At 57.9% G+C, this 26,962-nt stretch carries 27 protein-coding genes and 1 pseudogene; 11 read left to right on the top strand and 17 right to left on the bottom strand.

Annotated features, from left to right (window positions below; genetic code table 11):
- Positions 1-167 precede the first annotated feature (167 nt).
- The 3 genes and pseudogenes from artJ (at position 168) to ITX55_RS14100 (ending at position 1,527) form a co-directional block, all read left to right on the top strand.
- Positions 168-902, top strand: coding sequence for an arginine ABC transporter substrate-binding protein (gene artJ / locus ITX55_RS14110; protein ID WP_223085170.1), 735 nt, complete (start codon positions 168-170; stop codon positions 900-902).
- 101 nt (positions 903-1,003) lie between these two features.
- Entirely contained in the window at positions 1,004-1,255 is a 252-nt protein-coding gene (locus ITX55_RS14105) for a type II toxin-antitoxin system Phd/YefM family antitoxin (RefSeq protein WP_004928423.1), read from the top strand.
- Positions 1,245-1,527: pseudogene (locus ITX55_RS14100) on the top strand (type II toxin-antitoxin system RelE/ParE family toxin). Before ITX55_RS14105 ends, ITX55_RS14100 begins: the two are co-directional and overlap by 11 nt.
- On the opposite strand, the gene rlmC reads toward ITX55_RS14100, so the two are convergent.
- From rlmC to ITX55_RS14055, 9 genes are all read right to left on the bottom strand, one after another.
- The gene (gene rlmC, locus ITX55_RS14095; RefSeq protein WP_108680383.1) at positions 1,524-2,651 is read right to left on the bottom strand and encodes a 23S rRNA (uracil(747)-C(5))-methyltransferase RlmC; all 1,128 of its coding nucleotides are present in this window, start codon (positions 2,649-2,651) and stop codon (positions 1,524-1,526) included. The pseudogene ITX55_RS14100 and the gene rlmC overlap by 4 nt on opposite strands.
- Before the next feature lie 68 nt (positions 2,652-2,719).
- The gene (locus ITX55_RS14090) at positions 2,720-3,199 is read right to left on the bottom strand and encodes a YbjO family protein (RefSeq protein WP_047024958.1); all 480 of its coding nucleotides are present in this window, start codon (positions 3,197-3,199) and stop codon (positions 2,720-2,722) included.
- 161 nt (positions 3,200-3,360) lie between these two features.
- On the bottom strand, positions 3,361-4,206 hold the full coding sequence (gene potI / locus ITX55_RS14085; RefSeq protein WP_042784088.1) for a putrescine ABC transporter permease PotI: 846 nt from the start codon (positions 4,204-4,206) through the stop codon (positions 3,361-3,363).
- Positions 4,203-5,165, bottom strand: coding sequence for a putrescine ABC transporter permease PotH (gene potH, locus ITX55_RS14080; RefSeq protein ID WP_042784087.1), 963 nt, complete (start codon positions 5,163-5,165; stop codon positions 4,203-4,205). Before potH ends, potI begins: the two co-directional genes overlap by 4 nt.
- Positions 5,166-5,189: 24 nt before the next feature.
- Entirely contained in the window at positions 5,190-6,323 is a 1,134-nt protein-coding gene (potG, locus tag ITX55_RS14075) for a putrescine ABC transporter ATP-binding subunit PotG (protein WP_004938650.1), read from the bottom strand.
- Between the two features lie 120 nt (positions 6,324-6,443).
- Positions 6,444-7,553, bottom strand: a complete 1,110-nt coding sequence (gene potF / locus ITX55_RS14070; protein WP_033642524.1) for a spermidine/putrescine ABC transporter substrate-binding protein PotF — start codon at positions 7,551-7,553, stop codon at positions 6,444-6,446.
- A gap of 406 nt (positions 7,554-7,959) precedes the next feature.
- The gene (locus ITX55_RS14065; RefSeq protein WP_004938666.1) at positions 7,960-8,439 is read right to left on the bottom strand and encodes a YbjN domain-containing protein; all 480 of its coding nucleotides are present in this window, start codon (positions 8,437-8,439) and stop codon (positions 7,960-7,962) included.
- A 136-nt stretch (positions 8,440-8,575) separates the two neighbouring features.
- Positions 8,576-9,478, bottom strand: a complete 903-nt coding sequence (gene rimK, locus ITX55_RS14060) for a 30S ribosomal protein S6--L-glutamate ligase (protein ID WP_047572083.1) — start codon at positions 9,476-9,478, stop codon at positions 8,576-8,578.
- A gap of 56 nt (positions 9,479-9,534) precedes the next feature.
- The gene (locus ITX55_RS14055) at positions 9,535-9,849 is read right to left on the bottom strand and encodes a YbjC family protein (protein WP_033642522.1); all 315 of its coding nucleotides are present in this window, start codon (positions 9,847-9,849) and stop codon (positions 9,535-9,537) included.
- A gap of 230 nt (positions 9,850-10,079) precedes the next feature.
- Here ITX55_RS14055 and ITX55_RS14050 point away from each other — a divergent pair, with 230 nt between their 5' ends.
- Positions 10,080-10,343 carry a GrxA family glutaredoxin gene (locus tag ITX55_RS14050; protein WP_004938676.1) on the top strand — a complete coding sequence of 88 codons (264 nt, stop codon included), beginning with the start codon at positions 10,080-10,082 and terminating at the stop codon, positions 10,341-10,343.
- 39 nt (positions 10,344-10,382) lie between these two features.
- Here the strand turns inward: ITX55_RS14050 and ITX55_RS14045 are convergent, their stop codons facing one another.
- Positions 10,383-10,772 (bottom strand): inner membrane protein YbjM, encoded by a 390-nt coding sequence (locus tag ITX55_RS14045; RefSeq protein WP_033642521.1) that lies wholly within the window; start codon positions 10,770-10,772, stop codon positions 10,383-10,385.
- A gap of 294 nt (positions 10,773-11,066) precedes the next feature.
- Here ITX55_RS14045 and ITX55_RS14040 point away from each other — a divergent pair, with 294 nt between their 5' ends.
- Complete coding sequence (locus ITX55_RS14040) at positions 11,067-12,755, top strand: aspartate:alanine antiporter (protein ID WP_004938680.1); 1,689 nt, start codon at positions 11,067-11,069, stop codon at positions 12,753-12,755.
- Between the two features lie 432 nt (positions 12,756-13,187).
- Here ITX55_RS14040 and ITX55_RS14035 read toward each other — a convergent pair whose 3' ends face one another.
- The 3 genes from ITX55_RS14035 to eco all read right to left on the bottom strand — a co-directional run bounded on the left by ITX55_RS14035 (position 13,188) and on the right by eco (position 16,367).
- Positions 13,188-13,961, bottom strand: coding sequence for an ankyrin repeat domain-containing protein (locus ITX55_RS14035; protein WP_108680382.1), 774 nt, complete (start codon positions 13,959-13,961; stop codon positions 13,188-13,190).
- Positions 13,958-15,439, bottom strand: a complete 1,482-nt coding sequence (locus ITX55_RS14030; protein WP_108680381.1) for a phospholipase — start codon at positions 15,437-15,439, stop codon at positions 13,958-13,960. Before ITX55_RS14030 ends, ITX55_RS14035 begins: the two co-directional genes overlap by 4 nt.
- 415 nt (positions 15,440-15,854) lie before the next feature.
- Entirely contained in the window at positions 15,855-16,367 is a 513-nt protein-coding gene (eco, locus tag ITX55_RS14025; RefSeq protein WP_033642514.1) for a serine protease inhibitor ecotin, read from the bottom strand.
- 291 nt (positions 16,368-16,658) lie between these two features.
- On the opposite strand from eco, the gene ITX55_RS14020 reads away from it, so the two are divergent.
- On the top strand, positions 16,659-17,393 hold the full coding sequence (locus tag ITX55_RS14020) for a phosphatase PAP2 family protein (protein WP_108680380.1): 735 nt from the start codon (positions 16,659-16,661) through the stop codon (positions 17,391-17,393).
- A 5-nt stretch (positions 17,394-17,398) separates the two neighbouring features.
- Positions 17,399-18,004, top strand: coding sequence for an undecaprenyl-diphosphate phosphatase (ybjG, locus tag ITX55_RS14015; RefSeq protein WP_033642512.1), 606 nt, complete (start codon positions 17,399-17,401; stop codon positions 18,002-18,004).
- Between the two features lie 39 nt (positions 18,005-18,043).
- On the opposite strand, the gene ITX55_RS14010 is transcribed toward ybjG, so the two are convergent.
- Entirely contained in the window at positions 18,044-18,877 is an 834-nt protein-coding gene (locus ITX55_RS14010; protein ID WP_033650643.1) for a hypothetical protein, read from the bottom strand.
- A gap of 217 nt (positions 18,878-19,094) precedes the next feature.
- Here ITX55_RS14010 and deoC point away from each other — a divergent pair, with 217 nt between their 5' ends.
- The 4 genes from deoC to ITX55_RS13990 all read left to right on the top strand — a co-directional run bounded on the left by deoC (position 19,095) and on the right by ITX55_RS13990 (position 24,433).
- On the top strand, positions 19,095-19,775 hold the full coding sequence (gene deoC / locus ITX55_RS14005; RefSeq protein ID WP_033642510.1) for a deoxyribose-phosphate aldolase: 681 nt from the start codon (positions 19,095-19,097) through the stop codon (positions 19,773-19,775).
- 153 nt (positions 19,776-19,928) lie between these two features.
- Positions 19,929-20,693, top strand: a complete 765-nt coding sequence (gene deoR, locus ITX55_RS14000) for a DNA-binding transcriptional repressor DeoR (RefSeq protein WP_042784074.1) — start codon at positions 19,929-19,931, stop codon at positions 20,691-20,693.
- Positions 20,694-21,673: 980 nt separating this feature from the next.
- Positions 21,674-22,972, top strand: coding sequence for an HAAAP family serine/threonine permease (locus ITX55_RS13995; protein ID WP_033650641.1), 1,299 nt, complete (start codon positions 21,674-21,676; stop codon positions 22,970-22,972).
- 93 nt (positions 22,973-23,065) lie between these two features.
- Positions 23,066-24,433 carry an L-serine ammonia-lyase gene (locus tag ITX55_RS13990; protein WP_033642507.1) on the top strand — a complete coding sequence of 456 codons (1,368 nt, stop codon included), beginning with the start codon at positions 23,066-23,068 and terminating at the stop codon, positions 24,431-24,433.
- Positions 24,434-24,487: 54 nt separating this feature from the next.
- Here the strand turns inward: ITX55_RS13990 and ITX55_RS13985 are convergent, their stop codons facing one another.
- From ITX55_RS13985 to ITX55_RS13975, 3 genes are read right to left on the bottom strand one after another with little or no spacing between them, the layout of a single operon-like run.
- Positions 24,488-25,153 carry a helix-turn-helix transcriptional regulator gene (locus ITX55_RS13985; protein ID WP_069100894.1) on the bottom strand — a complete coding sequence of 222 codons (666 nt, stop codon included), beginning with the start codon at positions 25,151-25,153 and terminating at the stop codon, positions 24,488-24,490.
- Positions 25,150-26,538: an FKBP-type peptidyl-prolyl cis-trans isomerase N-terminal domain-containing protein gene (locus ITX55_RS13980; RefSeq protein ID WP_069100895.1), complete on the bottom strand. Its 1,389-nt coding sequence runs from the start codon at positions 26,536-26,538 to the stop codon at positions 25,150-25,152. Before ITX55_RS13980 ends, ITX55_RS13985 begins: the two co-directional genes overlap by 4 nt.
- Positions 26,535-26,957 carry a hypothetical protein gene (locus ITX55_RS13975; RefSeq protein WP_046686746.1) on the bottom strand — a complete coding sequence of 141 codons (423 nt, stop codon included), beginning with the start codon at positions 26,955-26,957 and terminating at the stop codon, positions 26,535-26,537. The genes ITX55_RS13980 and ITX55_RS13975 overlap by 4 nt, the downstream gene beginning before the upstream one ends.
- Between the last annotated feature and the right edge of the window lie 5 nt (positions 26,958-26,962).

Here is a 26,962-nt window from a genome sequence, read left to right as displayed (position 1 = left end):
GGGGCTTTTTTTATCCCCATTGCAATATTTAATCATTTATATTGCATTTTAATTCACTCAGTGGCAGGGTTGTCAGCAGGTGTCCTCGCAAAAACCTCTGGCGATTACCAGTAAAAACAAACGATAGCGAAATAATCACTTTCAGGATCCAGACAGGAGCTCTACGCATGAAAAAACTGCTGCTTGCCGCGACGATGTTGACCGGAATGACCTTTAACGCCACCGCAGCCGAGACTATCCGCTTCGCCGCCTCCGCCACCTATCCGCCGTTCGAATCGCTGGACGCCAACAACCAGATCGTCGGTTTCGATATCGACTTGGCCAACGCGTTGTGCAAACAGATGCAGGCGCAGTGCACTTTCACCAACCAGGCGTTCGACAGCCTGATCGCCGCGCTGAAATTCAAAAAATACGATGCGGTGATTTCCGGTATGGATATCACGCCGGAGCGCAGCAAACAGGTCGCCTTCACCCAACCTTACTATGCCAACTCGGCGATTGTGATCGCGCAAAAAGGCAAGTTCAGCTCGCTGGCGGATCTGAAAGGCAAAAAGCTCGGCATGGAAAACGGCACCACCCACCAGAAATACATGCAGGACAAGCACCCGGAGATTAACACCGTCTCTTACGACAGCTACCAGAACGCTATTCTGGAGCTGAAAAACGGCCGTATCGACGGCGTCTTCGGCGATACCGCCGTAGTGAACGAGTGGCTCAAAACCAACCCGCAGCTGGCGCCGGTCGGCGAACATATCACCGATGCGCAATACTTCGGCACCGGCCTCGGCATCGCGGTGCGCCCGGACAATCAGGCGCTGCTGGCCAAGCTGAACGCCGCGCTGGACGCCATCAAGGCCGACGGCACCTACAAGGCCATCAACGACAAATGGTTCCCGCAGTAAGTCCGCATGTGGAGTCGCCATCCTTCGGCGGCTCCATCCGATTGCCACCCCATTCGGTTAGTGCTAAATTTGATACTGAATTTAGCATCAAGGATAACATCATGACGGTTCAACCCATTCTTGCCGACTCGGCTGTCAGCATCAGCGATTTTAAGAAATCGCCCAACGCCGCTCTTAAAGAGGCACAAGGGCAACCGGTCGCCGTCCTGACCAACGGTAAGATTTCGGGATATTACGTCTCTCCGGAAACCTGGGAGGCGATCGCGGAATACCTGGAAGATATCGAACTCGCTGAAATCGTTCGTTCACGGATGAACGGCAAACGCATTAAGGTCAATTTGGATGACTTATAAGCTTGAATTCGAAGAACATGCGCTGAAGGAATTTAAAAAACTGTCCCCGGTGATCCGGGAACAGTTCAAAAAAGCTGGCATCGGTGCTGGTTAATCCCCACGTCCCCGCCAACAAACTCGCCGGTTTGCCCGATTGCTACAAAATCAAACTCAGAGCCTCAGGCTTTCGTTTGGTATATCGCGTCATGGAAACGGAGATCGTGGTTCTGGTCCTGTCTGTGGGCAAACGCGAACGTTCAGCGGCTTACACCGCTGCCAAAAAGCGCCTTTAACGCCGCACCAACAGCGTCAACACTTCGTAGTGCGCGGTATGCGGGAACATGTCGAACAGCTGCACCCGTTCGATGCGGTATCCCGGCAACATCTCGATATCCTTCGCCATGCTCTCGGCGTTGCAGCTGGAATACAGAATGTAATCCGGCGCCATCCGGCTCAAATAATCGCACAGCGCCTGGCCGATGCCGCGGCGCGGCGGGTTGACCAATACCAGCTGCGGCACCTGCCCTTCGGCGGTGGCGAAGCGGGTGGAATCGAGCGCCTGAAAATCGACCTGCAGCAACCCCAATCGCTGCGCCGACTGGCGCGCGCAGGCGATCGCTTCCGCGCTGATTTCGATGCCGGTCAGGCGAGTTTGCGGCTGCGCGCAGTGCAGGCCGAAACCGCCGACGCCGCAAAACAGATCCCACATGCTGTCGATACCCAGCGCGCGCACCCAGTCGCGGGCGGTGGCATACAGATCGGCGGCCACCTGCGGGTTGGTTTGGAAGAAGCTTTGCGGGCGGATGAACAGCGGCACCTGATTGAACTGTTCCTCCAGCGCCTGCTGTTCGGTCAGCGCTATCTCGCGCTCCCCTTCCATGATCGCCATATGCACCGGCTGAATATTGGCGGAGATCACCTTGAGCTGCGGCAGCTGCTGCTGCAGCCACGGCAGCGCGGCGCGCAGCTGCGCCAGCTTGGTTTCCGAGCGCAGCACGAAGCGCAGCATCACGCCGCCGTCGAGCGTGCTTTCGGTCAGCAGCAGGTATTTCAGCTCGCCACGTTTGCGCGCCACGTTATACGGCGTCAGGCCGGCGCGGGCGATGAAGCTTTTCAGCACCGCAAACATCGGCGCAAAACCGGCGGGATACAGCGGGCAGTCGCTCAGATCGACCGGCGTGCCGTCGCGGTGCAGCATGCCGAGCAGCGGGCGCTCCACGCTGCCGCTGACCACCATCTTGGCTTTATTGCGAAATGCGCTCAGTTCCCCCGCCGCCGGCTGCAGCCACTGCGCGACATCGCGCCCGGCCAGCAGCGATTGCAGGTGATGCTGTTTGTCGGCCAGCTGCTGCGGATAGGGCTTTTCCAGCCACTGACAGGAACGGCAGGTGCCCGCCATATACAAAGCGCAATGCATGAAGATACCGTGAAGTTCAGGATGACGAATTAAGGGCGCAGAGTTTACCACTCCGCGCGCCTAAAATCTCACTTGCGCGCGGTGAAGAAGCGGCGGCTGGCGGTGGGGACGAACAGCAGCGCCAGGATCACCGCGTCGGGGATCTTTTGCAGTATCAGAACGTGCAGGATTTGGCCGCTGGTTTCCCCTTCCACGGTGAATACCTCGGGGAAGACGCTGCCGATGGTGGCCAGCAGCAGGTAAAGCACCACGATGCACTGACAGGCCACGTAGCCCCAGCGCCCCCAGTTGCGGCCGCGCATCACCGCAAAACCGCAGCTGATTTGCAGGCACAGCAGCATCAGCCCGGCCAGAAAGATAAAGGTGGAATCCCACGCCTGCGCGCTGGTGCTGACAAACTCCTTCGCGCCGTCGACGCCCAGCTCGCCCAGCAGCAGCACCACGCTGATACACTTGATCGCCACCATGGCGGTGCCCGCCACCATCACCGGCACCGGCGCATCCGAAGTCGATCTTATTCCCTGCCCGCTTTTCAGCATGTCTGACATATCCGTGTTCCGCTACGACGCGCCACTGCCCCTACGCCTTTCACATTGCCGCGTTGTTGGCGGCAGTGTGAAATTCATTGGAGCCATTCAAATGGCGCATGTAAAGTCAGGTAGTTAGTTGCAATACTTATTGATTGCAAAAATAGCAGGTTTGTTACGATTCAGCTACGGGCCGCCCGCTGCAATTCACGCGATCGTTGTTTTTCCGAGCGCGCCATAAACCACCAGGCGATCAGGCCGAGAATGCCCACCACCAGCAGGATCAGGCTGGCCAGCGCGTTAATTTCCGGATTCACCCCCATGCGCACGCTGGAGAACACCAGCATCGGCAACGTGGTGGCGCCCGGGCCGGAGACGAAACTGGCGATCACCAGATCGTCCAGCGACAGGGTAAACGCCAGCATCCAGCCGGAGATCAGCGCCGGCGCAATCATCGGCAAGGTGATGACGAAAAACACCTTCAGCGGCGGCGCCCCCAGGTCCATCGCCGCCTCTTCAATTGAGCGATCCACCTCGCGCAGGCGCGAACTGATCACCACCGCCACATAAGCGGTACAGAAGGTGACATGCGCCAGCCAAATGGTGAACATGCCGCGCTCCGACGGCCAACCGAAGGCGTGCCCCATCGCCACGAACAGGAGCAGCAACGACAGGCCGGTGATCACGTCCGGCATCACCAGCGGCGCGGTCAGCATAAACGCGAAACCGGTCGAACCGCGAAAACGGCCGAAACGCACCATCACCACCGCCGCGATGGCGCCCAGCACCACCGCGGCAGTGGCGGCGGCGGCGGCGATGGTCAGGCTGAGCCCCACCGCGCTAATCATCGCCGAATCGTGGAACAGTTCGCTATACCAGCGCGTGGACCAGCCGGCCCACACCGTCACCAACTTGGAGCTGTTGAAGGAGTAAATCACCAGCATCAGCATCGGCGCATACAGGAAGGTAAAGCCGACAGTCAGGATGGCGATGCGCCACGGTGAACGCACTACCGGCAAGTTGTTCATGCCTGGCCTCCCATTTCCTTGTTCTGGTGCTTGTGGAACCACAATATTGGCACGATCAGCAACAGCAACATGATGGTGGCGACCGCCGAGGCCACCGGCCAGTCGCGGTTATTGAAGAACTCCTGCCACAGCACGCGGCCGATCATGATGCTGTCCGGCCCGCCGAGCAGCTCCGGGATCACGAACTCCCCCACCGCCGGAATGAACACCAGCATCGAGCCGGCGATGATGCCGCCGCGCGTCAGCGGCACGATCACGCTGAAAAAGGTTTTCAGCGGCCGGGCGCCCAGATCCAGCGACGCCTCCACCAGCGAGTAATCCAGCCGGATCAGCGCCGTGTAGATCGGCAACACCATAAACGGCAGGTAGGAATAGACGATGCCGATATACACCGCCAGGTTGGTGTGCAGGATCACCAGCGGCTGGTCGATCACCCCTAACCACATCAGAAAGTTGTTCAGCGTGCCGTTGTTTTTCAGAATGCCCATCCAGGCATAGACGCGGATCAGGAACGAGGTCCAGGAAGGCAGGATCACCAGCAACAGCAGGATGTTGCGGGTCGACGCCTTGCTGTGGGCCACCGCCCAGGCCAGCGGATAGCCGATGATCAGGCAACACAACGTCGAAACCGCCGCCACGCGCAGCGACTGCAGATAGGCGTCGATATACAGCGGATCGTCGGTCAGCTGCAGGTAGTTGGCGAAGTTGAGCGCGATGTTCAGTTTGCCGTCCACCCAGCTCATCAGCTCGGTGTAAGGCGGCACCGCCATCGCCAACTCTGCCAGGCTGATCTTGAACACGATCAGGAAAGGCAGCATAAACAGCAGCGTCAGCCATAAATACGGCAGCGCGATAACCAGCTTGCGGCCATGGGCCATCAGCAGGCGATGGAACAGCGCCCTGAGGGCACCAGGCGCTTTGGCCGGCGGTTCCGGCGCGCGTTCAGAAAGCAGGGTCATACGGGTTACTCCTCACCGGATCCACTACACCGTCAACACGACGCAGCTGTCGGTTTCCCAACATAGACGCACTTCATCGCCCCAGGTGGGCATCCCCTTGCGGAAACGATGGCCGTTTTGCAGCTGGGCGCTGATGATCTGCCCGCTGTGCAGCTTCACGTGGTAGATGGACAGATCGCCCAGATAGGAAATGTGCGCCACTTCCCCCACCGCGAAGTTGCAGCCGTCTTCCGGCACTTGTTCGCACAGCAGGATCTTTTCCGGCCGCAGCGCGACCTGGATCGGCACGCCGTCCACCACCGAGGCGTCCGGATCCACTTTGATCGCATGGCGCAGCCCCGGGCTTTGCAGGATCAGCGCATCGTCGTGGCGCTCTTGCAGCACGCAGTCGAAGACGTTGACCGAACCGATAAATTCGGCGCTGAAGCGGCTGTTCGGATGCTCGTAGATCTCTTCCGGCTCGCCGATCTGCACGAACTTGCCGCGGTTCATGATGGCGATGCGCCCCGCCATGGTCATCGCTTCTTCCTGATCGTGCGTCACCATCACGCAGGTCACGCCGACGCGCTCGAGAATGTCGGTCACTTCCAGCTGCATGCGGTCGCGCAACTTCTTGTCCAGCGCGCCCATGGGTTCATCCAGCAGCAGCAGCTTCGGCCGCTTGGCCAGGCTGCGCGCCAGCGCCACCCGCTGCCGTTGGCCGCCGGAAAGCTGGTGCGGTTTGCGCTTGGCGTACTCCTGCATGTGCACCAGCGCCAGCATTTCCGCCACCCGTTCGGCGATCTCCGCCCGCGGCATTTTGTCCTGCTTAAGGCCAAACGCGATATTCTGCTCCACGGTCATGTGCGGGAACAGCGCGTACGACTGAAACATCATATTGATCGGCCGCTGGTACGGCGGCACATGCGACATATCCTGCCCGTCGAGCACGATCTGCCCTTCCGTCGGCTGTTCAAAACCGGCCAGCATGCGCAGCAAGGTGGACTTGCCGCAGCCGGACGGGCCAAGCAGCGCAAAGATCTCACCCTTATAGATGGTGAGGCTGACGTCTTCGACCGCATTCTGCCCGTCGAAGGTTTTGGTGAGGTTACGGATTTCCAGCAGAGGGGTGAAAACCTTCTGCGACTTGGCTTGAGGACGAGGAATAGCGTCGTTCAATCGGGGTGCTCTCCGGCGTAAAGCGGCACAAAACCACGGCGAGCGCCGTGGCCCAAAACGGCAATGCAGGCGGGGAACACCCGCCTGCCGGTTTACCGACGATGGGGGGCTCCCCCATCATCACTTCCCGCTTTTAACTTTAGTCCATGCGCGGGTAATGACACGGTCCAGCTTCGGCGACTGCACGTTGAGCGTGAACAGCTTGGCGCGCAAATCGGCCGGCGGATAGACGTTCGGGTTATCGCGCACTTCGGCGTTCACCAGCGGCGTGGAATCTTTCACCGCATTGGCGTAGTAAATGTGGTTACTGATGTCCGCCATCACGTCCGGCTTCAGCAGGAAGTTCAGGAACTGGTAGGCGGCGTCCTTGCTTTTGGCGTCCGCCGGCATGGCGAACATGTCAAAGTAGGTCAGCGCCCCCTCTTTCGGGATCGCATAGGCCACATTCACGCCGTTCTTCGCCTCTTTGGCGCGGTTGGCCGCCTGCATCACGTCGCCGGACCAGCCGATCGCCACGCAGATGTCACCGTTCGCCAGATCGTTGATGTACTGAGAAGAGTGGAAATAGCGGATGTTCGGCCGCAGCTTCAGCAGCAGATCGTTGGCCGCGCCGGTGTAGTCCGCCGCGTTGGTGCTGTTGGGATCTTTGCCCAGATAATGCAGCACGGTGGCGTAGACCTCGCTCGGCGCATCGAGGAAGGAGACGCCGCAGCTCTTGAGCTTCTCCAGGTTTTCCGGCTTGAAGATCAGATCCCAGCTGTTGACCGGCGCGTCTTTGCCCAACGCCGCCTTCACCTTGTCGACGTTATAGCCGATGCCGGTGGTCACCATCATGTAAGGGATGCCGTATTTGTTGTCTTTGTCGTTATGCGCCACCAGCTTCAGCATCTCGGGATCGAGATTTTTGTAGTTGGGGATCTTGCTCTTGTCGAGCGGCTCGAAAATGCCGGCCTGCGACTGACGCTCGAGGAAGTTGGATGAAGGGACCACCAAATCGTAACCGGTGCTGCCCGCCATCAGTTTGCCTTCCAACACTTCGTTGGAGTCAAAGACGTCGTACACCACTTTGATACCGGTTTCTTTCTGGAATTTGGCCAGGGTATCCGGCGCGATATAGTCGGACCAGTTATACACGTGCAGCGTTTTCTCTTCGGCTGACGCCGTGACGGACGCGGCCATCAACAGACCGGCAACCACACCCGATAACCACTTTTTACGTTGGGTGACCATCCGTAACTTCCTCCAAAACAGGGTAAATCATAGAATTGAACTTGTATCTGCAGCGATACAAAACCTTTCCTGATTGAGCGCAATCGTTGCAACCGCGAAATGAATGGCTATGCATATGATTGCATGCGCCTTTTTGCACTGCCCTGCTCGCGTGGTTACAAGGGAAATCGCAAGCCCTTTGCAGAATCAGCAGCATAGCCGCTGCCATCGCAACCCGCCAGCCCCCAGGGTAAAAAACGCCATTTATCGATTTTTTATGCAATTTTTCTCTATGTGATACGGCATTAACGGCGTAAAAGCCGAGAAAGATCGGGCGGCAGAGGCCTAAGTGCAGAATATTTAATTGCGGAGGGGAGTCACGGCAGCATGCCGCCGGAGCGACGGCATGCTTAAGGTACAGCGAGGATCAGTGCAGCATCGGCTGACGCACGGCGCCAGCGGGGATCTCTTCTTCGTCGCCCATAAACAGCAGATCGTTCGCCCGCGCCTCGAGGATCACCATCGAGACCTGCTCTTCGCCCTGCTGCATGAAGTGGGTGAACTGCTCGTAGGTGATGCCGACCGCCACGCTCAGCGACTGGCAGACGATCAGCTTCGGCAGGTTGTCGTCCTGAATGTCGACAAAGGCCTTGATGGTCAGCGAGCTGGCGTTGATCTGGCTCAGGTCCGCCACCAGCGGGATCAGCGCGGTCGGCTTCACCTCGGCCAGCGCGGAGAACAGAATGACGTTGTCCACCAGATCTATCTTGGCGTCGAACACACCGTCGAAGTTCTGCATGTGCGGCAGGTGCAGCGCCTGGCAGGAATCGCACTCAAAGAAAGAAATGCCCGACTGATCCAGCCAGCGCCGCAACAGCGCCAAATCGGGGACAATGAGTGAATCCATAATAACCAGCCTCACAATATTCAAAACGCGAAAAGGCGCATAGCTTACGGAATATTCACCCGATACGCCACGATCAATGCGGCTTAATTCACTAATTAAGATATTGCTCGGCGGGAAAAGCGCAACGCGCGTACCGTCAGCCGCCCGATTTCAGGCGGAACCCCGGCCGGCCGCGCTGCTCGATGTATTCGATCATCATGCCGGCAATGTCCAGCCCGGTAGTGGTTTCCACCCCTTCCAGCCCCGGTGAGGCGTTGACCTCCATCACCAGCGGGCCGCGCTCGGCGCGCAGGATATCCACCCCGGCGACGTCCAACCCCAGCGTGTTCGCCGCTTTGACCGCAACCGCCCGCTCCCTGGCGGTGATGGTCACTTTGCGGGCGCTGCCGCCACGGTGCAGGTTGGAACGAAACTCGCCGGGCTTCGCCTGCCGCTCGATGGCGGCCACCACCCGGCCGCCCACCACCAGGCAACGCACGTCGCGGCCCTGCGCTTCGCGCACGTACTCCTGCACCAGAATATGGGCGTTCAGGCCGCGAAAGGCGTCGATCACGCTTTCCGCCGCCTGGCGAGTTTCCGCCAGCACCACCCCGATGCCCTGCGTGCCTTCCACCAGCTTGACCACCAGCGGCGCGCCGCCGACCAGTTCGATCAGATCGCCGGTATCGTCCGGTGAATGGGCGAAACCGGTGATCGGCAGATCGATACCCTGCCGGGCCAACAGTTGCAGCGAACGCAGCTTGTCGCGGGCGCGGGTAATGGCCACGGATTCGTTGAGCGGGTAGCTGCCGAGCAGCTCGAATTGGCGCAGCACCGCGGTGCCGTAAAAGGTGATGGCGGAACCGATGCGCGGGATCACCGCGTCATAACGCTCCAACTGACGGCCGCGATAGTGAATGGTCGGCGCCGCCGGGTTGATGTTCATATAACAGGAAAGCGGATCGATGATATCGATGCTGTGCCCGCGATCTTCCGCCGCTTCACGCAGCCGCTTGCACGAATAGAGCGATCCGTCGCGAGAAAGAATGGCAATTTTCACTCGTCACCCCAAAAAGGCCAACGCCTGCCCCGCAGGCGGGTTAGCGGCCGCGGCGCTCAGGCGCGCGGATCGCTGTCCTGATGATTTTTCGATGCGTCCGCATCTTGCGGCTTGCGGCGATCGTTTTCCGGCGGCAGGCCGCCGCGCATCAGCGGCCCGAACCCCTGCACCACGCGCCATACCAGAAACGCCGCCGCCGGCACCATCAGCGCCACGCCGAGGAAAATCATGCCGACCGCCGCCTGCTGCGACGCCAGCCAGCCCGGCAGCTGCAGGTGGCCGTGAATACTGAGGTAGGCCAATACCAGCATCACGATGCCCAGCCCTTCCAACACCAGCACCGGGCGCGGTAAGTCACCGAATGAACGCATATTTTTCTTCTCCAGGAGGTCTGCCCCCAGTGTAGTGAATTCCCGTCGACGACGACAGCCCCGGCAGACTAATTGGTTACATGAATCAGATTAACAGGTAATTCCTGCTTTTTTTTCACCGCCTCAACGGGCATAGTAGGCGCCATCTGACGCAGGTAATGACTTTTTCGGTGACGGGATGTCGTTGCGGTAGCGAACAATTTTTTGAAAATCCAATTAAGGAGCGTTGCATGTTTGCAGTAATCTTCGGGCGTCCTGGCTGTCCTTATTGTGTCCGCGCTAAAGAACTGGCGGAAAAACTGACTGAAGAACGCGACGATTTCAACTTCCGTTACGTTGACATCCACGCGGAAGGCATCACCAAGGCCGATCTGGAAAAAACCGTCGGTAAACCGGTTGAAACCGTGCCGCAGATCTTCCTGGACGAGAAGCACATCGGCGGTTGCACCGATTTCGAAGCTTACGCTAAAGAACACCTGAACCTGTTCCAGTAAGTTTTTGAACGACAAAAAAGGCGCTTAACGCGCCTTTTTTTATTGCCGCTGCCGCCGATGCAGCTGCTGGAGCGTGTGCAACAGACCGAGGGCGAACAGCATCAGCATCGCGCCGAACACGCACCAGAACACCGCGCTGGTGGCGTAAGCCAGCTCCTGCCAGAACGAATAGGACGGCGTCAGCCAGAAGTGACGGATCAGCAGGCAGAGCGGCAAGGCATAAAGCGCCCCCAGCAGCGGACACAGCAGCCGCTTGCGGCTCGACAGATAGCTGGCGATCGCGCCGGGGATCACAAACAGCAGCAGGCCGGTTTCCCCGTGGTGCTCATGATCCGTGCTACCGAACAGGCCGGTTTGCTGGCCGAGAAACACCAGGTTGAACAACAGAAAACAGCTGAGAATGCCCAGCCAATATCGATAACTCGTCATGCGAATTCTCCCCCGCCCAATTACCGCATCAATAGAAATCAGCACGGCCACCCGTGAGGTGACGCTGAACCGAATTTTTTCCTTGGCCAAAAGAGAGTTAAATGCGCACGGCGGCGCAGGAAATCAGCTTTCTGTGCTGGCTGTCATCGGTCATAGCGTCTAGAATGAACGCCGCCGAACGATGGTTCGCTTCGCTTTCTGCTGGTGGTGATTTATGACGTCGTTTTAAGGCTGAATTTATCTCTTATAGTTATCTATATCAAGCACTTACTGGTAAACAATAAGTTATCCTCCGTGAACATAAACGTCGCTAGTTTGTTAAACGGTAACTACATTCTGTTACTGTTCGTGGTACTCGCGCTGGGGCTGTGCCTCGGTAAACTCCGTCTGGGCTCCGTCCAACTCGGTAATTCCATTGGCGTTTTAGTGGTTTCCTTGTTGCTCGGCCAGCAACACTTCGCCATTAACACCGAGGCGCTGAATCTCGGCTTCATGCTGTTTATTTTCTGCGTCGGGGTGGAAGCCGGGCCTAACTTTTTCTCGATTTTCTTCCGCGACGGCAAAAATTACCTGATGCTGGCGCTGGTGATGGTCGGTTCGGCGATGGTGATCGCCATCGGTCTCGGCAAGCTGTTCCACTGGGACATCGGCCTGACCGCCGGCATGCTGGCCGGCTCGATGACCTCCACGCCGGTGCTGGTGGGGGCCGGCGATACGCTGCGCAACACCATCGTCAACGGCCCGGCGCTGCTGGCGGCGCAGGATCATCTGAGCCTCGGCTATGCCCTCACCTACCTGATCGGTCTGGTCAGCCTGATTTTTGGCGCGCGCTACCTGCCGAAGCTGCAGCACCAGGATCTGTCCACCTCCGCCCAGCAAATCGCTCGTGAACGCGGCCTGGACACCGACAGCCAGCGCAAGGTCTACCTGCCGGTGATCCGCGCCTACCGCGTCGGCCCCGAGCTGGTGGCCTGGGCCGACGGCAAGAACCTGCGCGAGCTGGGCATCTACCGCCAGACCGGCTGCTACATCGAACGCATCCGCCGCAACGGCATTCTGGCCAACCCGGACGGTGACGCGGTGCTGCAGGTGGGCGATGAGATTTCGCTGGTCGGCTACCCGGACGCCCACGCGCGGCTGGATCCGAGCTTCCGCAACGGTAAGGAAGTGTTTGACCGCGATCTGCTCGACATGCGCATCGTGACCGAAGAGATCGTGGTGAAGAACAGCAACGCGGTGAACAAACGCCTGAGCCAGCTGAAGCTGACCGACCACGGCTGCTTCCTCAACCGCGTGATCCGCAGCCAGATCGAAATGCCGATCGACGACAGCATCGTGCTCAACAAAGGCGACGTGCTGCAGGTGAGCGGCGACGCGCGCCGGGTGAAGAGCGTGGCGGAGAAAATTGGCTTTATCTCGATTCACAGCCAGGTGACCGATCTGCTGGCGTTCTGCGCCTTCTTCATCATCGGCCTTTTGATCGGCCAGATCACCATACAGTTCAGCAACTTCTCGTTCGGCATCGGCAACGCCGCCGGCCTGCTGATGTCCGGCATTATGCTCGGCTTCCTGCGCGCCAACCACCCGACCTTCGGCTACATTCCTCAGGGCGCGCTGAACATGGTGAAAGAGTTCGGCTTGATGGTGTTTATGGCGGGCGTAGGCCTGAGCGCCGGCGCCGGCATCGGCCACAGCCTGGGCGCGGTCGGCGGCCAGATGCTGATCGCCGGGCTGATCGTCAGCCTGGTGCCGGTGATTATCTGCTTCCTGTTCGGCGCCTACGTACTGCGCATGAACCGCGCCCTGCTGTTCGGCGCGATTATGGGCGCCCGCACCTGCGCACCGGCGATGGAGATCATCAGCGATACCGCGCGTAGCAACATCCCGGCGCTGGGTTACGCCGGCACCTACGCCATCGCTAACGTGCTGTTAACGCTGGCGGGTTCACTCATCGTGGTGCTATGGCCGGGCATACTCGGCTGATCGATTAGCAAGAGAGATGGATCGGCGATAAAAATATTTTGATTTTTTTGTCGCTGGCCAGAACTTTCGTTGGGGGCCGCAGTCTGAATTAGTGCCACTGCTTTTCTTTGATGTCCCCATTTTGTGGAGCCCGATAATCCCGCCTTTTAGGTTCAAGATTATCGGGTTTTTGTTGCCTGAAGCAGCCCGCAACACCTGCTGTCGCGGCCTCGTCGTCAGGCATAAAGCATCCTATCTCTGAGCGTCGCTTACGCCAGCATCCCTATCAATGTGCAGGTTTCAACATAGAAACGCTGCTTGTGGGTCCTCCACTGTTCAAAGAGATGGCGTCACAAACGGTACTTAACAACAGCACTCTCGTCGCCACTGGCCATAACGGTACCGTCGGTCACTAATTGGATTGATCTTAGCATCCCGCCACTTCGGGTTTGCTTATTGACTGACAGGAGCCGGCGGCCATTTCCCACCACGCTTAATTAGCTCGTCTTTGATGCGCTCAAGAGACGCTTTCGCCTCGCTGCCATCCTGACTTCTATTAATCAGCCGTTGCAGTTGATTACCCATCGTCCAACCTGAGTTGCCTCTTATATCGCTATTGGCGCCTTTTTCTAATAGAAAAATGACGTGGTCATAGGAGTGATAATCTAAAGCATCGATGAGCAGCGTATCACCCAGTGAATTTCTTATATTTATATCAGCGCCATAATCCAACATGACCTCTAATGTCTCTGTGTTTTTTGCAAAGATGCTATTGAATATAATGGGTTGATTATGAACCTTATCCTTAGCATTTGGAGAGAGTCCGCCCTCTAACATAGCCTGTATCCAGATGCCTTTATCCGCTTTCATAACAAATTCAGCGGGACTACCCGGCGTGTTAGGTTGAGGCTGTAAAGGGTCTGCTCCGGCTTTTACCAAGTCAGTGATAATTTTCAGCCTTTCAGGTGTGGTTTTGTCATAGATGGCATTGTTTATTGCCCAAAACAATAAGGTCATTTCTTCCTTAGCTGGACGATTTAAGATCTCTTTGTTTACTGATGACAATAAGTTATCCAACTGCGGCCTGTCACCATCATAAATGGCTTTGGCAATGTCCAATTGCTGACCGTCAAAATAATCCTGTGGTTGTAAATCCATACCTTGTTTGCACCCCTGCATGATGAGCGTAGACACTAGCATCGTGATAATGAGTATGATTTTTTTCATATTCGTCCCTTGATTGTGGCAATGTCATCGTCTTTCTCATTTTCAATGCATTGTATCGCCTGGTCTATACCGTGCTTATCCAGCAGTGAACCTGTTCCACCGGGAAGCGTATGCTTTACTCCCACGGCGTCAGGCGCCAACATGGACAACCGTTCTTTCGCCATCACCGCAGGCGGATAAAATTTGAGGTCTTTGGCATCCTCCCATAAATCAACCTCCTGCAGCTTGGTCAACAGCTCTCCTTTTACGCGATACGCCTGAATATTATCGGCGCTGCCTATTATAGAGCCGCCGTATTTTTCGACGGTTCCCGCATTCAGGCCTGCTGCATTAAACGTCCAAGCAGGTTTGCCGCTGGCCATAGAGGCTGCGGACGCCATACCTCCTCCTAATGAATGACCTGCAACGTCGATATTGGATACTTTTGAAATTTTATCGCCAATACCAACCGCTTTTTTGTAGTATTCAGAATTAAGTCCTATTCCTTGAGCACCGTTGTTTTTCCAGTCACTGAGATTTTTAACGCCTGACAAGTCCCCCCTTAATAAGGCTTTTTGGGCTGCGTGGCTTATCCCCTCCGGGAATTCTGGTGCGCGCGATCCGCGGAACACCACCGTCGGGTTCATCGCCTTGCCAAAGACACTCTCGTCTGGCTGATAAACTCGGGCTAAAAAATCAGGATTCATTGGTTTGTCATAAAGCATGTTACTGCTCAAACCTAGCCGACCCAGTGCCCCATCATTGTTACTGATATCCTTCCAGCCTTCAGGGATGTCTATCGTGTCCTTGAGCGGGTTAGTGGTCTTATAGACATTCTCAGCCAACTTCGCCTTTTCGACCGCGACGTTGTTCTCCGCCAGGCGCTGTGCCGCCATGCGCGCATCCGGGTAAATGCTGCGGTTGCCTCGCCCTATCAGGTACTGGCGTTCTTGCCAGCGTTCTGCCTTGGTCATTGGGCGGATGGCCTGCACCGTGGCGGCAACGGTTGCTACTGCGGTAGCAATGGCTTGCTGCAGAGGAGGATTCCGGGTCGTATTCTGCCTCGCCGGCAGCACCGTCGGTTTTGCCCGGTGGCCATAGCGGCTGACCATTTCTTCATAGCGGGCGATCACGCGCCCGGTAGGATAAAAGGCGGGAAGAGAGCTGCCTGGGTAGCGCTGTAATCGGCCTTCCGCGTCGACGTAAAAGGCATATTTCGTCGGCGTCCAGGTGCCCATTCCCTGATCAATCGCCAGCAAGCCGCCCCGGTTGATCTCATCGAGTACGCTGCGCTTCATAGCCACGTCCTCACGATAACCGGTGACGCCAATCCCGGATTGAGTATTGCGGCTGATCGGATACCGGCTGCTTATCGATATGCCGGCCGCGCCGCCGAACAAATAATGCCGTTCCAGCTCATGCCGCGCTGCTGTCGGGTTAAGTATCCTGGAAAAGCTTTCCGGCGCCGTGTGTTCAGAGGAGAAATGAATCAGTTTCATACGGTGCCTGCCCACTCGCAGGGTTCCGTGGTCGGCACAGGCGCACCATCATCAAGCAACTCGCCAGGTGTGCGGCTGTTACGGGGCTCGTCGAGCGTTAGCGAACGATAACGCATTGGATATCCTTATCTTCTGTGTCATTCCATTAATAGGGAATGCGCAAAATTATCACACTTCAGTAAAGATTTCTTTGCTCTATTTCTATACGCGCGCATCCTCTCCCATCCATGCAGCTGCGTGCTTCCTGTGCATTTGTGAAGAGGTATTGTCTTGCGTATTTCGTTGCCATGTCGCGCCTAAAAGCCACGCCCGAAAGCAATCAGTCGAGTGTCAAAGATGCGGGAATGATAAGGAGACAGGAAGGAGAAAGGCTCCGCCAACCGGGAATGGCCAGCGGAGCGGCGTCAGGCGGCGGTTATTTCTGCTCAGCCTGGCTTACGGTGTCTTCGGCTTTCCAGATGCGGTATTTCACTTCCGCGTCTTTCGGCGCATACACCACGATCGGCAGGCGGCTGTTGTAGCGCTGCATCGCGGCGTCGCCCAGGTTGGCAGCGATGAATTTCTTGGTCTTGGTATTGTCCGGGCAGGCCATCATGGTCGAGGCCGGTTCAGACAGCTTCTCCAGCACCAGGTAGTCGTAACCCCAGCCGGACAGGGTTTTGGTCTCCAGCGTGCCGCCAATCATATGGCGGTTGCAGTCCACTTCCAGCGTCTTGCCGATCAGCAGTTCTACCTTGTAGTTCTCTTCGTGCTCTTGCTTCGGCAGGTAGATCACCTGGCGATTCATGCCCTTCTCGGCTTTCGGGTAAGGCGCGACTTTTTCCAGCGGCTGTTTGCTCATGTCTGCGTCATCGCCAGAGGTCGCCGCCATAGCGCCAGCGGAAACGGCCATCAGCAGGCCGGAAAATACAACGGATGCCTTGTTCATGTTTTATCCCTACACTTTGTCAAATAATCCGACTATAAACTAATACACTACCGCCAAGCCCGCCACAGGTTTAATCTTCTTTACAATAGGTGATAAATAGTGACAATCGCCTGATATAAACCGTTAAGCGGAGCAATTAGCCAGCACACCCTCGGGTTAAGACGAGAAAAACAAGCGATTACCTTCGCACAAGCGGGTGTATCAGATAGGGTTTTCTTGCCGGCGGACTAAGGTTTTCTTAAGACAGAATTATTACAGTGACGTCATTCAATCCTGTCACCGAGCCAGCGCGTGAATCCAGAATCGTCATTAAATCAATCCTCAACGACACCGCAAATTAAGACAACCGCCCTTTACTCCCTGTCGACATCCTTTTACCGTTGGCAGGTTTTTGGCCTGCTGATCAGCGGTCTGGTGTTTCTGTGGCTCTCCCGCAACGAACAGCTGGATTGGGCGATCAGCAACTATTGGTACGATGCCGCCAGCGGGCATTTCCCGTGGCAAAACAATTATTGGCTGGATCTGATCAATCACCGCCTGTTGAAGCAGATAGTGATCGTAGGCGCGGTGCTGACGCTGTTTTGGGGCATCTATCGCCGCAGCGCGCGCCTGATCGTGACCATGCTGCTGATTGGCATCGGCCCGCTGGTGGTGGGCATTCTCAAAGCCACCAGCGCGCACTCCTGCCCGTGGGATCTGATTGAGTACGGCGGCAAAGCGATGTCCTTCCCGCTATTCGGCGCGGTACCGGCGCTACCGGGCCCCGGCCGCTGTTTCCCCGGCGGGCACGCCTCGAGCGGTTTCACGGTGATGGCGTTGTTTTTCCTGTTTTATCCGCAGCGTCCGCGCCTCGCCTGGTGGTGTTGGTGCGGCGGCATCGCGCTAGGCATGGTGATGGGCTTTGGTCAGATCATGCGCGGCGCACATTTTCTTACCCATAACCTGTGGGCGGGTTGGTGGGTTTGGTTAAGCCAGTTGGCTATTTATTGGACGGTTAGCGGCTATTGGCGCCGCAAGACGAGGTAACGGTTATGGAACAGTTGAACCATTTTCTTTTCGCCTGGATCAATGCGACTCCGGCGTCTCCTGAATGGATGATCGATTTCGCCACCTTTTTGGCGCGCGATCTGATCATCATCGTGCCGCTGCTGATCGTCGGTCTTTGGCTGTGGGGGCCGCAAAGCCAGCTGGTTTCGCAACGCCAGGTGGTAGCGAAAACCACTATCGCGCTGCTGTTCGCCATGCTTGCCGCTTCCGCTATTGGCGCGCTGCTGCCGCATGAGCGCCCGTTCGTCGCCGGCGTCGGTTATACCTTCCTGCCACACGCGCCGGACAGCTCGTTCCCGAGCGATCACGGCACCGCCATCTTTACCTTCGCGCTGGCGTTCCTGTTCTGGCACCGCGTTTGGTCCGGCGTGCTGCTGATGATCGTCGCCGTCGGCATCGCCTGGTCACGCGTTTACCTCGGCGTGCACTGGCCGCTGGATATGGTCGGCGGTTTCCTGCTCGGCCTGGTGGGCTGCCTGTTCGCCCAACTGGTGTGGAATCTGTTCGGCGATGTCATCGCCGACAGGCTGTCGCGCCTGTATCGTTTCCTGTTCGCCTTCGCCATTCGCCGCGGTTGGGTGAAAGAGTAACCGCACAACATGACAGGGGCGTTACCGCCCCTGCTTATTTCACACCACGCCGGTGGTCACGCAGAACGCCCGCGTTTTTCCCGCTCCCAGCATCACTCCCTCACCCTCTGGCGCATTCGGGCGGCAGTTTGCCGGCTGGATAAAGGAAAGCAACTGCCGGTTGCCCTGAACGGCGATGCGCCGGAGACCATAGTTGAATTGCCCGGTGGCGAAACGCGTTACATAGCGCCGGCCTTGCGGCGCCAGCATAAAGAATTCGGCTCGGTCCACGTAGCGAGACAGATCATCGGAACACAGCAGTTCCTGCCCGAGCGCCTCCCCCAACAGCGCCGGCGTCGGCAAGTTTTGGCGGAATACCGCGTCGGGAATGCAATCGTAGTTGAGGCGGCACACATAGCGCAGCGGCTGCGGCCGATCGGCCAGATTGGTGACTTTCATCTCAATGGCGAACTGCGCGCTCTGCGCCGCCAAGCGCAGCGCCGGGCCGATGCGCCATCCCTCGCCCAACCGCTCGCCTTCGCCCTGCAACGTCAGCTCGTCGCCCGCCAGCTGCAGCCACACGCGTTGCATCTGGAGCGATGCGCCGTCGTGACTCGGCCAGGCGGGGCAGAACGCGGCGACATCATCGCGCTTTCTTCCGGCGCCCCGCCCGCTGCGGCGGCCCGATTTCAATGAGTAACCGTCAAATTCAGCATCCCAAATCGCCAGGCCCTGATACGGCAAGACCGTCAGTGCCCCGCGCCGATTCGCCAGCGTCAGCATTGGCCCGCGCTCTGCGCAGCGATGGGCGCTCACCGCGAAATCCGCATTGCGGAACAGCGCCTGCCGATGCGCCCCGAACGCGGCAGGAACCAGATCAATGTTGATTTTCATCGTTTTCCCTCGACATTTCGCCCGCGCAGGCCGCGAGCGGCCGCTGAAAATGTTATTTAAATAACAAATAAACCTCCCCTAAGTTATACATATAACAGTGAGATAACTATGATCTCGTCGACATTTTTCAAATCCCGCTAGGTTTACCCGCATTGTAATGTTATTATTTTCACATCCTCTATCAACGCTCTTTTCTCAACTTCATTAAGGAACCGCGATGACCTCCGAAAACATCGATTACGCCCGCTATGTCGACCACACCCTGCTGGCCATGGACGCCACCGAAATGCAGATCGCCAAACTGTGCGAAGAAGCCCAGCAGCACAACTTCTATGCGGTGTGCGTCAACTCCGGCTACGTGCCGTTGGCAGCCCAGCTGCTGCAGGAAAGCACCGTGAAAGTCTGCTCGGTGATCGGTTTCCCGCTGGGTGCCGGCCTGACCGTCGCCAAAGCCTTTGAAGCCAAAGCGGCGATCGCCGCCGGCGCGCAAGAGATCGATATGGTGATCAACGTCGGCTGGCTGAAAAGCGGCCTGCTGGACGAAGTGAAAGCCGACATCGCCGCCGTGCGCGAGGTTTGCGCGGCGATCCCGTTGAAGGTAATATTGGAAACCTGCCTGCTCAGCGATGCGCAGATCGTCCAGGTTTGTGAAATGTGTCGCGAACTCGATGTCGCCTTCGTTAAAACCTCCACCGGCTTCAGCACCGGCGGCGCTCGGGAAGAGCACGTCAAACTGATGCGCGAGACGGTGGGCAGCGAAATGGGCGTGAAAGCTTCCGGCGCCGTGCGCGATCGCGCCACCGCCGAGAAGATGATCAAAGCCGGCGCCACGCGTATCGGCACCAGCTCCGGCGTTGCCATCGTATCCGGCGCGCAGGCGGCGGCTGGCAGCTACTGATCGTCGGCGCGCCTTGACGGGCGCAGCCAATACACTCCGATGCGGGACAATACGGGCGGCCGATGCGGCCCGATATTGCCCCGCATCGTTGTGTTTAGCGCCGGAAACGGCGGCACGCTTTTTTACCTCTACTACCTGTGGGAAGACGGATCTATGGAAACGCGGCGCGAAGAACGTATCAACCGGTTAGTTCAGGCGTTAAAACGCGCTGACAAGATCCACCTGAAAGAAGCCGCCGCGCTGCTGGGGGTCTCGGAGATGACCATTCGCCGCGATCTGAGCGCCGAGCCGGCGGCGGTGGTGCTGCTCGGCGGCTATGTGGTGACCGATCCGCGCAGCAACGGCGTAACCAACTACTTCGTTTCCGATCAAAAAGCCAAACAGGTCACGGAGAAACGGCGCATCGGCCTGCTGGCGGCGCCGTTGATTAATGAAAACGACACGGTGTTTTTCGACTGCGGGACCACTACCCCGACGATCATCGACGCCATTGCCGACGAACTGACCTTCACCGCCGTGTGCCATTCGCTGAACACCTTCCTGGCGCTGCAAGACAAACCGAATTGCAAGGTGATCCTGTGCGGCGGCGAGTTCAAACCGAACAACTACATCTTTTCCAGCGTCGGCGGCCGCAATGAGCTCGATCACATCTGCCCGAACATCGCCTTTATCTCCGCCGCCGGCCTCAGCCTGCGGCACGGCGCCACCTGCTTCAACTTCGACGAGCTGGAGATGAAGCATCGCGCGATGGCGATGGCGCAGCAAAAGATCCTGGTGGCGGATCACAGCAAGTTCGGCAAAATCAAGCCGGCCTGTATCGGCCCGCTGACGCAGTTCGATCGGGTGATCACCGATCGCCAGCCGGACGCCGACTTCATGGCGTTCTTCAACGATAACGCCATCGCTACCCGCTATTGATCCCCCTTCAGCGCCGTCGGAAACGACGCGCGCCGCTGAAATCTCTCTTTTCCCACAGCCCGCGATGAACAAATAATGCGCAATCGATACGCATTTTTCGCTTATCCTCACGCAACATCAGGTTAATAAAATGCAACAGGTCACCCGAGTGATTATTTTCTCTCTGGTCAAACCTGCTTTCAGCTGGATGAATTAACGACTATTTATGGCTTTTATATGATAAATCGCGCCAAAGACCGGGATGTTTAAATAAACGGCCGGTTAGGCTATTGCAGCAAATCTCGCCAATACCTGTTAGCTATCTGTTATTTATATGATGAATGGTTACGCATTTTTATCCGCTAACCACGTAAGTAATTTCCCTTCGTTACTAGCGGTGTTTTTCAATTGAAATCCTTTAAAAACAAATCAATACCGCTCATTTGACTTAAAAATACAATGTGATCTACGTCACTAAAACTGCTTAATCCGGGTTTTTAGCTAGATCCAAAACCACGCATAAAATATATTGCTCGGCTTGCTGCTGAGCACAGCGCTTTATCCGGCTAATTATTGTACAAGCCGCATAATCGCAGAAATTTTTATGAGAGCGTTCTCAGCACAAAATCTTACACAAATGTGCAACAAATGCGCGAAAAATCGATGAAAAAGCAGATAACTGCACACATTACGCATTTGAGAGCAGGATCACGGTTGTTTCTACTGTAAATCGTTATCTTGCCGCCAACAAAAATCGACAGGCAAAGACCTGTCGGCAGCGGTAACGACTTTTATCACCCCGTGGCGGTGAAAAGTCTTTGGTGAATTACCCGGCGCTGTGCCTGTGGTAATGAACACAATACACAACCAGGGGGACGCCAAAACATCCCCGCAAGCAACACCTGATTCTTACCGCAAGCGTTGCCTGAATAGGACGTTTGACGGTTTAACCTTAAGTTTTGCCTTTTAATTTTAAATTCGTGTTCACTTCGGAGATATTTATGGACACTACACAGACCGGCACAATTGCCTCTGCGGCTTCGGGTTCCAGCACTACCTGGCGTAAAACGGATACCATGTGGATGTTGGGCCTGTACGGCACCGCCATCGGCGCAGGCGTCCTGTTCTTGCCAATCAACGCCGGCATCGGCGGTTTGATTCCTTTGATCATCATGGCCATCATCGCTTTCCCGATGACCTTCTTTGCCCACCGCGGCCTGTGCCGTTTCGTTCTGTCCGGTAAAAATCCCGGTGAAGACATCACCGCCGTGGTAGAAGAGCACTTCGGCATCACCGCCGGTAAACTGATTACTCTGCTGTACTTCTTCGCCATCTACCCGATTCTGTTGGTTTACAGCGTGGCGATCACCAACACCGTCGACAGCTTCATTACCCACCAGTTGGGCATGACGTCGCCGCCGCGCGCCATCCTGTCGCTGATCCTGATCGTCGGCCTGATGACCATCGTGCGCTTCGGTGAGCAGGCCATCGTGAAAACCATGAGCATCCTGGTCTTCCCGTTTGTGGCGGTGCTGATGCTGCTGGCGGTATACCTGATCCCTAACTGGACCGGCGCCATCTTCGAAAACGTGTCGCTGTCCGGCAGCGGTACCGGCATGGGTCACGGCCTGATCATGACCCTGTGGCTGGCAATCCCAGTGATGGTGTTCTCCTTCAACCACTCGCCGATCATCTCCGCCTTCGCCGTCGCCAAACGCGAAGAGTACGGCGCAGACGCCGAGAAGAAATGCTCCCGCATTCTGGCTTATGCACACATCATGATGGTGCTGACCGTGATGTTCTTCGTGTTCAGCTGCGTGCTGAGCCTGACGCCGGAAAACCTGGCGGAAGCCAAGGCGCAGAACATCTCGATTCTGTCTTACCTGGCCAACCACTTTAACAACCCGATGATCGAGTACATCGCGCCGGTTATCGCCTTCGTCGCCATCACCAAATCGTTCCTGGGCCACTACCTGGGCGCCCGTGAAGGCTTCAACGGCCTGGTCGCCAAGTCGATGAAGAGCCGCGGCAAAACCGTCAGCACCGCCAAGTTGAACCGCATGACCGCTATCTTCATGCTGGTGACCACCTGGATCGTCGCCACCCTGAACCCAAGCATCCTGGGCATGATCGAAACCCTGGGTGGCCCAATCATCGCCATGCTGCTGTTCCTGATGCCGATGTACGCCATCCGTAAAGTGCCTGCCATGCGCAAGTACAGCGGCCACATCAGCAACGTGTTCGTGGTTGTGATGGGTCTGATCGCCATCTCTGCCATCGTGTTCAGCCTGCTCGGCTAATCACGCCCGGCCGGCGCCGCTTGCGCGCCGGCCCTCCCGCACTCCCCCATTTCCCGTATTCACCGCCTGAAACCTGAAGAAGGAGGCGAGACCATGGTCAGCGTTTTCGATATTTTCAAAATCGGCATCGGCCCATCCAGCTCCCACACCGTTGGCCCGATGAAGGCCGGCAAACAGTTCGTCGACGAGCTGATCGCGCACCAGCAGTTGCAGGACACCACCCGCGTGGTGGTCGACGTCTACGGTTCGCTGTCATTGACCGGTAAAGGTCACCACACCGACATCGCCATCATCATGGGCCTGGCTGGCAACCTGCCGCACGATGTGGACATCGACAGCATTCCGGGCTTTATTCGCGACGTTGAGCAACGCGGCCGCCTGCCGCTGGCCAACGGCCACCACGAGGTGGATTTCCCGCTGCACGGCGGCATGAACTTCCACAGCGACAACCTGCCGCTGCATGAAAACGGCATGCGCATCCGCGCCTTCGCCGGTGAACGCCTGCTGCACAGCAAAACCTATTACTCGATCGGCGGCGGTTTTATCGTCGACGAAGAGCACTTCGGCCAGTCCGCCGAGGGCGCCACGCCGGTGCCCTATCCGTTCAAATCAGCGCACGATCTGCAGCAGCATTGCAAGGAGACCGGGCTGTCCTTGTCCGGCCTGGTGATGCAAAACGAGCTGGCGCTGCGCAGCAAGGCGGATATCGACGCGCATTTCGCCGATGTCTGGCAGGTGATGAGCGCCGGTATCGAGCGCGGCATCAACACCGAAGGGCTGCTGCCCGGCCCGATGAAAGTGCCGCGCCGCGCCGCCGCGCTGCGCCGCATTCTGGTGACCGGAGACAAGAACAATATCGATCCGATGAACGTGGTCGATTGGATCAACATGTTCGCGTTGGCGGTCAACGAAGAGAACGCGGCCGGCGGCCGCGTGGTCACCGCGCCGACCAACGGCGCGTGTGGCATCATCCCTGCGGTGCTGGCCTACTACGACAAGTTCATCCGCCCGGTGAACGCCAACTCCTACACCCGCTATTTCCTGGCGTCCGGCGTGATTGGCGCGCTGTACAAGATGAACGCCTCGATCTCCGGCGCCGAAGTCGGTTGTCAGGGGGAAGTGGGCGTGGCCTGTTCAATGGCGGCGGCCGGGTTGACCGAGCTGCTCGGCGGCAGCCCGGCGCAGGTGTGCATCGCGGCGGAGATCGCCATGGAGCACCATTTGGGGCTGACCTGCGATCCGCTCGCCGGCCAGGTTCAGGTGCCGTGCATCGAACGCAACGCCATTTCCGCCGTTAAGGCGGTCAACGCCGCACGCATGGCGATGCGCCGGACCAGCGAACCGCGGGTTTGTCTGGATAAGGTGATCGAAACCATGTACGAGACCGGCAAAGACATGAACGCCAAATACCGCGAAACCTCACAGGGCGGGCTGGCGATCAAGGTCGTGGCCTGCAACTGATCGCCACGGCGAGGCACTTAAGGCGCCGGCCGGTGTGACTTGGCCGGCGCCGTTTCAATAGCGATCCTTTCCTGCCGCAATGCCGGGCTGAATGCCCGCGCGAAGCCCCACAGCCCCGGGACGAGCGCTGTGCCGCAGCCAGCCGTAAAGTTCGGCATTACGCCGGAATCCCATTTTGCGCATGACGCTCATCTTGTGATTGCTGACCGTCTTCACGCTAATATCCAGCATCCGAGCGATTTGCGTGACTCCCATCTCCCGCGTCATGCAGCGCATGATCTCTTGTTCGCGCAACGTCAAGCCCCGGTGTTGGCATGCGCAGTTCCTGCCACAGCTCAGTCTGCCCGGCCATTTGCTGCGCCGCTCCAGCTCGGCGCTCACCTGATACAGCGCCGAAACCAACGGCATATCGTGGTAGATGACGCCGGCCTCCAGCGAGCAGCGGTTACCGACGGTGCGTTTATGCCTTCCCTCCGGCGTTCGCAACGAGAAATACAGCGTTTTACGCCCCACGGGCTGCGCCTCAGAGAGGTGACAAAAACAGCTTTGCACGCCGGGAGGAAAATAGCAGAACACCAGATCGGCTTCATGAGCCTGCCGCGCATCCACTAACAGCGTGCGCTTGCCGTAAGTGCTGAAGTGCAGCGCCAGAGCCTCTTGCCAACCGGCGCTGAAGTATCGATTCTCATCAAATAGCGCGATTTTTATCATCGTGTTCATCCCTGCCCTCCCGCCGTGTCGGCTTCCCGTTTAACCGCCTGGACGCCCTTTGCCGGCGCCTGGCTGTTGTCGATGCGCAATTCATAAACCATGGTGGCGTTGGGCGGCACCTTCGGCGGGTAGCCGGTTTCACCGTAGGCCAGCGCCGGTGGCACGACCATCGTCAACGAGCCGTGGTTGTGCAGATGACTTATCGCCTCCCGGAACAGCGGCGGGTATTCGGACAGCGGTTGCGACAGCACCTTGCCGCTCAGATCCATATCCTGGATCACCGTGCCGTCGGTCAGCTTCTCTTTCACCACAACATCGACCACCGCCGTTGGCGCCAGCGCCCCCTCCCCGGCATAATCCACCCGATACCAGAAGCCCATCGCCGACTGCTTTACGCCCTTTTGTTGACTGAACTGCGTCAGGTAATCGTCATCGCGCCGCCGCTGCTGGTTAACGCGTTTCTCACGCGCGGCCACGGCGGCGGCATCCGCCTGCGCCGTCAACGTATTCAGTTCCTGCGGCGACAGCTGCAAACGTCCCGACACGCTGTCGATAACGCCCGCCAACAGGCTGTCGCGATCCACCGGCACGCCCCAGCTTTGACGCTCCGTCATCAACCCCTGAATATCCCGCCCCAGCGCACTGCCCGCCGCATAGGACAAACGCTTGCGTTCATCCTTCAACTGCTCCGGCGTCATCTCCCATTGCAGCCGCTTACGCAACGCCAGCAGGTCTTCGCGCGCCTGCTGAGTCGCCTTCTGCTCACCGGCCCGCTTCTGCTCGCTTTCTTCCAACGCGGCGCGCAGAGCGTGCAACGCCTCCTGGTGCTCGCGTTGGCGTTGTGCAAGCGTTTGTGCCGATGCCTGCGCGGCAGACTCAAGTTCGGTGACGCGCCGTTCGGCCTGCGCCGCCGTCGCTCTGCTTTTGGCGGTTTCCTGCGTCGCCTGACGCAACAGCGCCTCGGCGCGCTGCGCGTCGGGCGAACCACGCCAGGCGGCGCCCAGTCCGGCGATCCACTGTTGAAGCGTTGACGAGTCCGGCAACGCCGCGACGGGTGGCGCCGCTTTCTCCGCCCGCAGCGCGGCGAGCTCCTGGCGCAGCGCCGTCAGCGCCATTCGCTGGCGCGCCAGCTGTTGATCGCGCGCCAATAATTCCTGGCTCAGCGTAAACGTTTTGGCCGGTGAGGTGGATTGGCTGTTGTCCGACAGGCGCTTCGCCGGCTCACGCTTTTTTTTCCCTGACTCACGGTCGTCCGGCGCCGTTTTTTCGGTCGCCGGACCGATATTCTGCCGTTGATACTGCTCGGCAAACTGCAGCAGCGCCGGCACGCCGTCGTCCGCTTGCGCGACGCCGGCGAACAGCAAAGCGACACAGCCCAGCAGACGCAGCCTCATTTAACCTGCTCCCCGCGATCCGCCAGCCCGGTCAACACCGCCTGATTCACCCCGGCACACAGATAGTTGACCTTGTAGCGATACAGCGCATCCACCGTCTCCTGCGTGTCACCGTTTACCCGGGCGCGCAGGTTGGCGTACTGGGAAGCGCCGCTCATCAGGCTGTCGAACGCCTGTTTGTAGCGCTGATACTGTTTCTCGTTGATCGTGCGCAACGCGCCCAGTTGCTCCTGACACTGCCGCAATTGCTCGGCCTCACGTTGCTTGCGCAACACCTCTTCTGACGGAGGTTGCGCAGCCTGATTTTGGGTGTTCACGGCAGGCTTGCCCGGCTTTTGGCTTTGGCAAGCGGCGGCGCTCAACGCCAACAGGCACAGCATCCCCATGCGCAGGGCGTGATTGACGTGCTTTCTCATCATTGCGT

It is taken from the genome of Serratia sp. EWG9 (assembly GCF_019913725.1).
Classification (GTDB): Bacteria; Pseudomonadota; Gammaproteobacteria; order Enterobacterales; family Enterobacteriaceae; genus Serratia; species Serratia ureilytica.
This window is presented reverse-complemented; position numbering and strand designations above follow the sequence as displayed.